Genomic DNA, 10744 nt, shown 5'->3' with positions numbered 1-10744 from the left:
TAAATTTTCAGGCTGAACCAAGTATAGACACCTCTGCCGTTTTATTTTTGGTCTTTTAACGGACTCTCCAAGACAGATATAAAGTGCAAATTATGCCTGAGCGCAACAATAAAACATGCAGGGCGCGTTTGTGATGCCACATCATGTGCAAACGCCCAGTTGAACACACGAATGGCCGCACATTACCGCGATTTGCGTCGCGGGGATAAGCTCAGAATGTTATCGCGTCTTTTACAGACGGGTAAGTTTAAGTGCGCTACGATCGTCACCAAGCCATGCCCGCTCTAGGGCCGCCATTGTACTTCGTAATGCCGAGCGGTCTTTCATCTGCCGTTGAGATTCTGCTAGCCCATATAGAGCCCAGCCGTTGTTTGGCGTGCGCGCAAGTGCTGCCATAAAGTTCTGCCGCGCGGCATCGGGCTGGCCCATCGCCAGTTGAGCAGCTCCAAGTGACTGGCGCACAGGATAGTACCAAAAAGATGGTTCCATATATGGGATACGATCTTCGATAGCAGCGGCTCGCGTAAAATGTTCGGCTGCGTCGCTATAACGGTTCTGTGCATAAGCTATCCGTCCGAATGCAACCTCCTCGGCGAGTTCAAGCAGGTCAGTGGCTGGAACACCCGCATCGACCATAGACTTGAAATCAGTTTCCGTGCGCAGCTTGTGCAGCGCCGAGATTTCCCGCTCGGTACCGGCCGCGTCGTTTTTCAATGCAGCGGCAACCGCGCGGGAGTAGTGCCACATGCCTGTTGCATATGGCAGTCGTTGGTCGGGAGCGGGTTGCGCCAATATCTCGGCTGGAGAACTAAATTGGGCATGCGCAAAATAGGGTGCAGCATAGATGACCTGAACCCATGGCAATGCGGTCGCAACATCTACGCCCAGAATGCGTTGAAGCCTCGCTGATTGATCGAGAGCGGTTGCCTTGTCACCGCCAAGCTGCGCTGCGGTAACAATGAAATGCACATTGTGCGGATAATAGCCGTATCGGTAGACGCCCGCCTCATCGGATTGCGATAGCCAAGCCTCATCTGCTTTGGCTGCGGCAATATTGGCTTTCATTGAATCGCGGTAACGCCCGAGCACATGATAAAGATGCGCCGGCATGTGCACGAGATGACCGGCCCCCGGCATAAGTGGTTTTGCCAGCCTGTCAGCCGGAGCTTCGGCCTTTTGAGGTGTTGCCGAGGCTTCCATTAAATGGATGTAGAGATGGATGGCTTGCGGATGGTAGGGCGTACGCGACAGAACACCCTCTACCATTTTCACAGCCGTGCCGATCTGACCTTTAGGTGTCTGCCGGTCCGCTTCCCAATAATCCCATGGACGCGTGTCCATAATGGCTTCAGCGGCGAGCACGGCCACGTCATTATTGTCGGGGTGAGCGGCTGCAACCCGTTGCATGGCATTGGCATAACCAAGGTCGAGTGTGGGCCGGTCGGCGTCGGTATCGCTATAGCGCACAGCAATCGCGCCGATCAGATCACGTTCCCACGGCGAGGCCTTATTGCGCAGCGTCATTGCGCGGCTGGCCGCCGCAACGGCTTTGGCGTTTGCTGTAGGGTCCATTGGCGCGTTGATATTCGGTCCATGGGCGAGCGCTTCTCCCCAAAAGCACATCGCACATTCGGGGTCCAAGGCCTGCGCAGCGCGGAATGAGCGAATTGCGCCATCATGATTGAAGCCGTAAGACAGGGCTAGACCCTGATTGAAATATTGTTGTGCTTTGGTGCTGGATGTCGTGACTGACATGCCGACGTTTTTCAGTCCCGCGATCAACGGAACAGCGCCATTATTCGCCGGAATCGAATCCGTTTTCATGCTCATAGCAGCCATCAGCAATTGGTTGGGTAAGGCCATGCTACGCGATGGAACTTGGCCGCAAATAAATCCGGGTATTCGGATTGTTTGAAACGACGGGGTGTCAGCCGACTTGGCCGAATGCGACAAACCCAAAATTGCAGCGGACATTCCCGTAAGCAACAGCGTGCGTGAAACCAAATACATCGGGCTCTCCTCCATCCGCAGCGGTGTAGCGACCCAGTTATTATGTACTTTCTATCATTTGCAGGCCCAGAACGCAATCGATTGAAAGAACGGGGCGCCCTCTCAAATGTGGTCGCCCCGCCCCTGTCCGTGCCTAGAATTTATAGCCTAGCTCGACGCCTATCAGGCGTCGTGCGCCCGGCGAGATGAATGATCCGCCAAACTCGATAGCTGGAATGGCTTCGTTGATATATTTGCGGTCGAGTAGATTGTCTGCGAAAGCGGTCAGGTTCCAGCTCTCACCTTCAAGTCCAAAGCGCAAATTCAGAACACCGAACGGGTCACGTTTGGCGACGCGGTAGTTTGCGTTGCCGACGAATCCGGGCAGAGCCAGAGCCGAAATCGGCAGCAACTGGCTAAAGATTGTCGCTCTGGTCTGGTCCTGAACCGTGTGGAACCATGTTGCTCCAGTAATGCGGTAATCGGCGCGCATCACCAGATCGATGCTGTCATTCAGCGGCGCGTCCATCTGGCTGCCCAAGTTGATGGTATAGTCTGCCGTGTACGGCGATTTGTTACCAACGGTGTAAGGCCGCGACGCATTTTTCTTGATTTCGCTGTCGGTGACATTGACCGAACCAAAAATCTTCCAGCCATCGACTATGCGCGCTGTTGTATTCAATTCAACACCTTTGACGTCGACCTTGTCGATGTTCGATACGACCCGAAGCAATCCAAAGGAGCCTACGAAGAATTCGAAAAACTGCATGTCGGTAATTTTTGTGTAATAGCCGGCAAGGTCAAAGGTCACGCGATTGTCGAACAATGATCCCTTGATCCCCGCTTCAAACGAACTTGACCGTTCCTTGCGGAATTGATCGTTGATTGTTACGCCTGCACCAATCGCCGGAATGTTGAAGTTGGCATTCACGAGGGCCGAAGAACCGGTGTTGTTGAAGCCGCCCGACTTAAATCCGATACCCCAGTTGGCGTAGATGTTCGTCGAACTGTTTGGCGTAAAACTCAATGTCACCTTGGGCTGGAACTGTTTGAAGCTTGCAGATTTATCCGCAATCGCGCCTGTCGCTGGCAGGCCCGGGTTAATCTTTGCGTCAGTGATTGGGTCGGACACGTTTGGCACTAGGTTCGATGTTGTCCGGTCTTCAACGTCATAGCGCAAGGCAACACCCGCCTTGAACATATCAGACATTTTATAGTCGACTGAGCCGAAGGCGGCGTAAACGTCGGTTTTGAAATTATCGTTGAAAAGCTGCGAGGTTGGGTTGCTGCTGCCCGGCGCGTTATACAATGCACCACTTACCCCTTGGCCCAAGTCTGCGCCAAGGCTAACGCCAACCGTCCGGTCGATGTGCAGACCGTACACGCCTAACTGCCAATTGAGCGGTGAATCACCGTTCGAGGCCAAGCGGATTTCGCCGCTGATATCCTTTTGATTGCGAATTTGCAGTTGCGTGCCGTCGCAGGTGGTTGGGCTATAGGCACCGAAAGTTGAACCCGTTGCCGGGGCGAAAATGAAAGGAACGGGAATTTGCCCGATAAAACCCGGCGCATTTACCGGAAAGCCAGTCAAGGCAGCGGTTGTCGCAAAGCATTTGTTTAGCACAGCCAGATTTGTTGCGTTGGCCGGGGCACCCAAAGCTGGCGATATATAACGCGCGAAATCGGCGGATGTCCCGTCTGCAGTCAAGCTTTGATCGACATCAGAATATAATGCCCAAGCCGTCAGGCGGGTTGAACCGAAATCATGATCAATCTTGGCCGAAAAATCGATAGTGCGTTGGTCATTTGTTGGCCGAATATTGCCGTAGTAGCGCAATTCATGGGCATCGACGTCTTCGAAGAATGCGCCACCAAAAGCCTCAATATGAAACACCGAGTTGAAGTTGATCGAGGCACCGGACAGCTTTGAATAGCGGGCTTTGACGTCGAGGTCTGTAGCATCGCCCAGTTGCGCCATGAAGCGGCCGTCGATCGAATATACTTCCTGATCATCGACGACTTTACGGTCAAGGAACAGGTTGCGGTAAAAACCGTCAGTGGTGCGGTAGTTGCCCGACAGGACGAACCCGGCATTGTCGCCCAAGGGAGATGCAATATAGGCCGACCCTTCGATTGTCTTTTCATTGGCGTAACTTAATTTGACCGCGCCCTCAAGCGTATCGCCAGGCTTGACCGTAGAGATAACAATTGCACCAGCCGCCGCATTGCGGCCGTAAATTGCGCCTTGAGGACCTTTCAGGATTTCGATTTGACGCAACGTACCCTGCGTTTGGTTCAGTTGTGCTGTGTTGGTCTTCAATATGCCATCGACGACCAACGCGACCGAGCTTTCCGCATCGCGGGCACCGTTAATGCCGCGGATGTTAATTTGCGTATCGCCTGCTTCCGCAGTGCCAGTGACAATTGTGACACCCGGGGTAAGTTGCGCAAAACCTTGCGCGTTATCAGCGCCTGTCTTGGCAAGTGTGTCCGCATCAATGACCGATACCGAGGCAGGAACATCAACCAGCCGTTCATTCTGACGGCGAGCGGTTACGATGATTTCTTCACCCTCTGCGCCCTCATCAGCAGTCTGAGCGAACGCCGTCGTGGGCAACAAAACGCTGACTGCAATCGATGAGAGGAGTGCACTTTTCCCAATACGCATGTAACTTACCCCCTAATTAACCCCAACCTTGCCTTGTATACAGCTTATTGTATACAAATACCATCCGTCAAGAGGAGCGTTGAAGTCATGTCGCGGGCGTCAGATCGTGCATATCATCACATTCGCAACATGATCCTATCGGGAGAGTTGCAGCCCGGCTCTCAAATTCGCGAAGAAGCGCTGGCGGAATTATGTGGTGTGTCGCGCACACCGGTTCGCGATTCGCTTCGGCGGCTTGAGGCGGAAATGTTCGTTCGGCGCAACGATTCACAGCGCAGTTTTGTGGCAGACTGGTCGCTGGATGATCTTGAAGATGCCTTCCAGTTACGTTGCATGTTGGAATCGCACGCTGCCAAGCGGGCAGCCGCGCGGATTACCCGCGAACAACTCGCGCACATGCGGATGCACAATTCGCAATTGAAACAGGCTATTGATGCTGAAAGCCCTGATGTTCCGAGATTTCTGGACCACAACCGCCAGTTTCACGCGATCATACTTGAAGCGGCAAACTCCGAGCGGCTATTTAACATGCTTGTTCAGGTCACTGAACAGCCAGTCATATTGCGCACGGCGCGGCAATATGACCTCGAAAATCTTCGACGTTCGCATCACGAGCATGACGAACTGCTCATCGCCTTCGAAAATCGCGATGGTGACTGGGCTGCGGCGGTTATGACCGCACATATCAGGCGCGCTTTTCATGCTTATGCCGAAGCACATTCGACCGACACACGGATCGGACAATCAAATTTGGCGGCATAATCCTGTTTTATTTTGTATACAATTATGCCATCACCGTCAGCGATGAGTATTCCGAAGCATATTGAATTTGTTGAAGTGGGCCCGCGCGACGGCCTGCAAAACGAGGTTGTGCTCATCTCCACTGACGACAAAAATGCGTTGATCAATCGCGCGATTGATGCAGGTGCGCGCCGCATTGAAGTGACGAGTTTTGTTAATCCCAAGCGCGTGCCGCAAATGGCAGATGCTGAGGCAGTATGTGCTAATCTGCCCGATCGCGACGACGTCACATATATTGGTCTAGTCATGAACCAGCGGGGCGCGGAGCGGGCAATCGCAACCAATAAAATTGATCAGCTTGGCGCTGTTGCAGTGGCAACCGACAGCTTTGCGATGGCCAATCAGGGCCAGAGCAGCGACGAATCGGTCGAGGCGGCACGTGCAATCATTGCGTTAGCGCAAGCCGAAGGACGGACCGCACAATGCACGATCGCAGCATCTTTCGGTTGTCCGTTTGAAGGCGAAGTCCCTGACCGGCGCGTGCTGGAAATGGCATTAGCCATTGCAGAAGCGGGCCCTGTTGAAATTGCACTGGCGGATACAATTGGCGTCGGAGATCCTGCCCATGTGGCACGATTGATCGCGCTTGTTCATAAGGAGATGGGGCCATTGCCGGTGCGTGTCCATTTTCATAACACCCGAAATACCGGCCTTGCCAATGTCTGGGCGGCGGTAACCGCGGGTGCAACTGTCGTGGATGCCTCGATTGGTGGACTCGGCGGATGCCCGTTTGCGCCGGGTGCGGCAGGCAACGTGCCAAGCGAGGACGTCGTTTACATGCTCGAGCGGGCAGGCGTGTCTACAGGGATGAATTTGGACAGCCTTATACAGGCAAGCCATTGGTTATCGGATATCATGGGCAGAAAGCTGCCCGGCATGGTGGCGCAGGCGCCATCATTTCCCAAAGCTGCGTGAGGAGAGTTGAATGGGGTATCGTTTGGGCGTTGATGTCGGGGGGACTTTCACCGACCTGTTGCTATTCAACGCGGACACAGGCGCATTCTGGAGGCACAAGACGCCATCCACCCCGCATGATAGCAGCGAGGGTATCTTAACCGGCGTACATGCCATTTGCGCACATGCTGGCGTCGATGCGACGGGCATTGAATATTTTCTGCACGGAACGACGGTCGCCACCAATGCGGTACTTGAAGGCAAAGGCGCGCGGGTCGGCTTGATAGTGACGGAGGGCTATCGCGACATCATGCAGATTGCGCGGTCTTATGTCCCGGGCGGTCTTGCAGCATGGATTATCTGGCCAAAGCCGACGCCGTTGGCGGCGCTTGAAGACACAGTGACTGTTGGCGGGCGGATGAATGCGCAAGGCGAGGAGGTTCGTCCGTTGGACGAAGCATCCGCCAGAGCAGCTTTGGCCTATCTTCAGGGACAGGGCGTCGAGGCGATTACCGTGAGCTTCATGAACGCATACACAAACGGCGCGCACGAGAGCCGCGTCGGCGAACTTGCGCGCGAACTGATGCCGAACGTGCCGGTATCGCTGAGCCACGAAGTGCTGCCTGAAATGCAGGAGTATGAAAGGACGCTGACCACGGTTGCTAACGCGGCCGTGCGCCCTGTTGTCGGCAAGTATATCGCCAATTTGCGCAGCAAGCTGGCAGATGCTGGTTTCAATGGCAAATTGTCGCTGTTACGCTCGGATGGCGGATTAATGTCCGCGCAAAAGGCGCAGGAGCATCCCGTCGACATATTGATGTCGGGGCCAGCCGGTGGGGTCACCGGCGCATTATGGGTCGGCAAAAACGCTGGTATCAAGAATATCCTGACACTTGATGTCGGCGGTACCTCCACCGACGTCGCGCTCATTGAAAATCTTGAGCCGCGGCGCGTGCGCACGACCGAGGTCGGCCATTTGGCCGTGCGGGCGTCGTCATTGGATGTGAAGACCGTTGGCGCTGGTGGCGGTTCGATTGCGTATGTGCCCGAACTGACCAAGGCTTTGCGCGTTGGTCCGCAATCGGCGGGAGCGGTCCCCGGGCCGGTGGCCTATGGCAAGGGCGGCGAGGCCCCAACGGTGACCGATGCCAATGTCGTGCTTGGATATTTGCCCGAAAATCTGTTGGGCGGTACATTCCAGCTTGACCGCGAGGGTGCGAAACGGGCGGTGCAGACTATTGCAGACGCGCTTGGTATCGACCTGATGGCGGCGGCGCGCGGTATCATCGATATCGTGAACGAGAATATGTTCGGTGCGCTGCGGATGATCTCGGTGCAGCAGGGATATGACCCGCGCCATTTCGCATTGATGGGCTTTGGCGGCGCTGGGCCGCTGCATGTCAATGCGGTGGCGCGGTTGATGGGGAGCTGGCCAGCAATATCCCCGATGTCACCCGGCGTCTTATGTGCGCTGGGTGATGCCACGACGCGGATGCGGACCGAAACGGCGCGCAGCTTCTCGCGTTTGGCGACCACCACCGATGCAGCTGAGTTGATTGCCATATTGAAAGAGATGGCGGAGCAGACCCGGGCGCAGCTGCAGTCGGACGGCATTAACGACGCCGATATCAGCAGCGAGTTCGAAATCGATGTCCGCTATGCCGGGCAAGCCTTTGAAGTGCCGCTGACCATTACGCCTGATGTGCTCGAACGTGATGGTGTCGAAGGCATACTGAAACGTTTCGATGAGGAGCATTTACGGCTGTTCACGTTCAACATGGATACGCCGCACGAGATTGTGAACTTGCGTGCGGTCGCCTTGGGTCAGGCGCTTGATTTGCCGGCTGCTGAACTCCCCAAAGGTGATGGCAACCCCGCGGCTGCCAAAATGCGCGACCATGTTTTGTGGATGGACGGCAAGGAACAAGCGGCCGTGATCTATGACCGGTCCAAGTTAAGACAAAGCGACGTCATAATCGGGCCAGCTATTGTCGTCGAAATGGACTCGACCACGCTTATCGAAACCGGCTGTGTCGCGACCGTCGACAAGGTCGGCAACATCCTGATCAATCTGGCTTGAGGAGGCGAACGACATGCCTGCGGTAATCATCGAAACGAACCACACGCCCTTTAACAAGATTGCCATCGATCCGGTAACGCTCGACATCATTGAAAACGCGCTGCGCAACGCGCGCATCGAGATGGACGCGACGTTGGTCCGCACCGCCATGTCGCCCGGCATTCGCGAACAAGGGGATGCGTTCCCGTTAATCGCAGATCACACCGGCAAAATGATCGTTGGCCAGTTCGGCAGCTTCATTGGCGGCTTTCTCGATAATTTCGATGGCACGCTTGAAGACGGGGACATGATCTTCCTCTCCGACCCTTATTCATGCGCCGGGGCCGTTAGCCACTCGAACGACTGGTTGGTACTTCTGCCGGTGTTCAAGGACGGGCGGCTCATCGCTTATACATCGATGTTTGGCCACCAGTCGGACATTGGCGGCAAGGTCGTCGGTTCGATGCCCATCAACGCGCGTTCGATATTCGAAGAAGGCGTCCGCATTCCGCCAGTTAAAATCTGGAAAAAGGGCGAATATAATGATGATCTGATGAAGCTCGTCATGCATCAGACACGCAAGCCCGATTGGTGTCAGGCGGATTTGAATGCGCTCATCGCATCATGCCGGGTTGCCGCACGCCGGGTCATCGAAATGGCCGGGCGCTTCGGTGACGATGTCTACATCTCTGCCACGCAGGAGCTGCTGGCCCGCAACCACCGCGCGATGAAGGCGCTTATCGCGATGGCGATTGGTGAAGAACCGGTCAGCTTTGAAGATTATATTTGTGACGATGGCATGGGCGCTGGCCCATATAAGATCAAATGCACCATGTGGCGTGAGGGCGAAAAGGTCGTGCTCGATTTTGCCGGGACCGACCCGCAAAGCCAAGCGTCGATTAACTTTTTCCTCAATGAAAACATGTTCAAAATGTTCTTCGGCATTTACATGATCATGGTCTTTGACCCCCAAATTTTGTTCAACGATGGCTTTTATGATTTGATTGATGTCCGCATTCCGGACGGATCACTTCTCAAGCCGAAATTTCCAGCAGCGCTTTCGGGTCGCACGCATGCGCTGGGCCGCATTTTCGATATTCTAGGTGGGCTGTTGGGCCAAAAAACACCGGAATTCTTAAATGCGGCCGGTTTTTCATCCAGTCCCCACCTTTTTTATTCGGGCAACGATAAAAAGGGTGACTGGTTTCAGCTGTTCCAAATTGGCTTTGGTGGCATTCCCGGGCGTCCAATGGGCGATGGTCCCGATGGCCATTCCTTATGGCCAGGCTTCACAAATGTGCCGAATGAATTTCTGGAACGCTATTTCCCGTTGATCATTGAGCGTTATGAAACCGAACCCGACAGCGGCGGCGCTGGTCTGCACCGTGGCGGCAATGGCATTCATATGACTTACCGGTTTCTTGCGGCCGGGACGATCTCGATACATGATGATCGCTGGTTCGTGCCGCCATGGGGTGTGAATGGCGGGGAACCTGGCAAACGTGCACGCAAGCTGCTCGAAAAGGCCGATGGCACGACGCATATTATCGGCAACAAGGTCGAGGATGTGCATGTCGATGAAGGTGACCAATTGCATTTCATTACATGGGGCGGCGGCGGCTGGGGCGACCCGCTTGAGCGCGATCCGGCATTGGTGGGCAAGGAAATCATTCAGGGACTTGTTACCGTCACCGGCGCCCGGGATTATGGCGTTATTGCAAGTGAAAACGGCGTTGTCGATCTGGCGGCTAGTGAAATGCTGCGTTCCAAATTGCGGGCGGAGAGGGGCACATTGCCGTTGTTCAACTATGGCCCGACGATCGAAAATCTACGCACAAATTGTGCAGCAGAAACCGGCTTGGCAGCGCCAGTCCAGCCTGTTTGGACGAATTTGGAGGCGGCAGAGTGAGTGCATTAAAAGGTCTGCGGGTGATTGAACTCGGCCAGCTATTGGCCGGGCCGTTCTGCGGCCAGTTGCTTGGTGATATGGGTGCGGAGATCATCAAGGTCGAACCTCCCGGCGCGGGCGACCCCATGCGCGTGTGGGGGCAAGGCGAAGAAAAGGTCCAGTGGGAAGTTGTTGCGCGAAACAAGAAATCCGTCTCGGCGAATTTGCGCATCAAAGAAGGTCAAATGCTGGTCCGCAAGCTAATCGCAACCGCCGATATATTGGTTGAGAATTTCAAGCCGGGGACGATGGAAAAATGGGGTCTCTCGCCCGACAGCCTGCTTGCCGAACAACCCGGACTGATCATTGCACGCATGTCAGGCTATGGCCAGACTGGACCTTATTCCGACCGCGCGGGCTTTGGCGGGATCGGCGAAGCGATGGG

At 55.0% G+C, this 10744-nt stretch carries 7 protein-coding genes; 5 read left to right on the top strand and 2 right to left on the bottom strand.

Translation table 11 applies throughout. The features are described from left to right. Positions 1-231: 231 nt before the first annotated feature. The gene (locus ACLL9E_RS12100; protein ID WP_411291990.1) at positions 232-2010 is read right to left on the bottom strand and encodes a hypothetical protein; all 1779 of its coding nucleotides are present in this window, start codon (positions 2008-2010) and stop codon (positions 232-234) included. Between the two features lie 133 nt (positions 2011-2143). After that, complete coding sequence (locus tag ACLL9E_RS12095; protein WP_411291989.1) at positions 2144-4657, bottom strand: TonB-dependent receptor; 2514 nt, start codon at positions 4655-4657, stop codon at positions 2144-2146. An 87-nt stretch (positions 4658-4744) separates the two neighbouring features. Between ACLL9E_RS12095 and ACLL9E_RS12090 the strand changes: the two genes are divergently transcribed. From ACLL9E_RS12090 to ACLL9E_RS12070, 5 genes are all read left to right on the top strand, one after another. Further along, a complete protein-coding gene (locus ACLL9E_RS12090; RefSeq protein ID WP_411291988.1) occupies positions 4745-5419 on the top strand; it encodes a GntR family transcriptional regulator in 675 nt (224 codons plus the stop codon). 24 nt (positions 5420-5443) lie between these two features. Continuing rightward, positions 5444-6373, top strand: coding sequence for a hydroxymethylglutaryl-CoA lyase (locus tag ACLL9E_RS12085; RefSeq protein ID WP_411291987.1), 930 nt, complete (start codon positions 5444-5446; stop codon positions 6371-6373). A gap of 10 nt (positions 6374-6383) precedes the next feature. After that, the gene (locus ACLL9E_RS12080; protein ID WP_411291986.1) at positions 6384-8432 is read left to right on the top strand and encodes a hydantoinase/oxoprolinase family protein; all 2049 of its coding nucleotides are present in this window, start codon (positions 6384-6386) and stop codon (positions 8430-8432) included. A gap of 13 nt (positions 8433-8445) precedes the next feature. After that, positions 8446-10320, top strand: a complete 1875-nt coding sequence (locus ACLL9E_RS12075; RefSeq protein WP_411291985.1) for a hydantoinase B/oxoprolinase family protein — start codon at positions 8446-8448, stop codon at positions 10318-10320. After that, positions 10317-10744, top strand: a 428-nt coding sequence (locus tag ACLL9E_RS12070) for a CoA transferase (protein WP_411291984.1), incomplete at its 3' end; no start/stop codon positions are given. The genes ACLL9E_RS12075 and ACLL9E_RS12070, both read left to right, overlap by 4 nt.

It is taken from the genome of Sphingorhabdus sp., from assembly GCF_046596595.1.
GTDB lineage: Bacteria > Pseudomonadota > Alphaproteobacteria > Sphingomonadales > Sphingomonadaceae > Sphingorhabdus_B.
The sequence above is the reverse complement of the archived record's forward strand: the minus strand, read 5'-3'. Positions and strand labels throughout refer to the sequence as shown.

Excerpts from the sequence above, each read along its gene's own strand:
- ACLL9E_RS12100 (WP_411291990.1), bottom strand. The coding sequence starts at position 2,010 with ATGTATTTGGTTTCACGCACGCTGTTGCTTACGGGAATGTCCGCTGCA.
- ACLL9E_RS12095 (WP_411291989.1), bottom strand. The coding sequence starts at position 4,657 with ATGCGTATTGGGAAAAGTGCACTCCTCTCATCGATTGCAGTCAGCGTT.
- ACLL9E_RS12090 (WP_411291988.1), top strand. The coding sequence starts at position 4,745 with ATGTCGCGGGCGTCAGATCGTGCATATCATCACATTCGCAACATGATC.
- ACLL9E_RS12085 (WP_411291987.1), top strand. The coding sequence starts at position 5,444 with ATGCCATCACCGTCAGCGATGAGTATTCCGAAGCATATTGAATTTGTT.
- ACLL9E_RS12080 (WP_411291986.1), top strand. The coding sequence starts at position 6,384 with ATGGGGTATCGTTTGGGCGTTGATGTCGGGGGGACTTTCACCGACCTG.
- ACLL9E_RS12075 (WP_411291985.1), top strand. The coding sequence starts at position 8,446 with ATGCCTGCGGTAATCATCGAAACGAACCACACGCCCTTTAACAAGATT.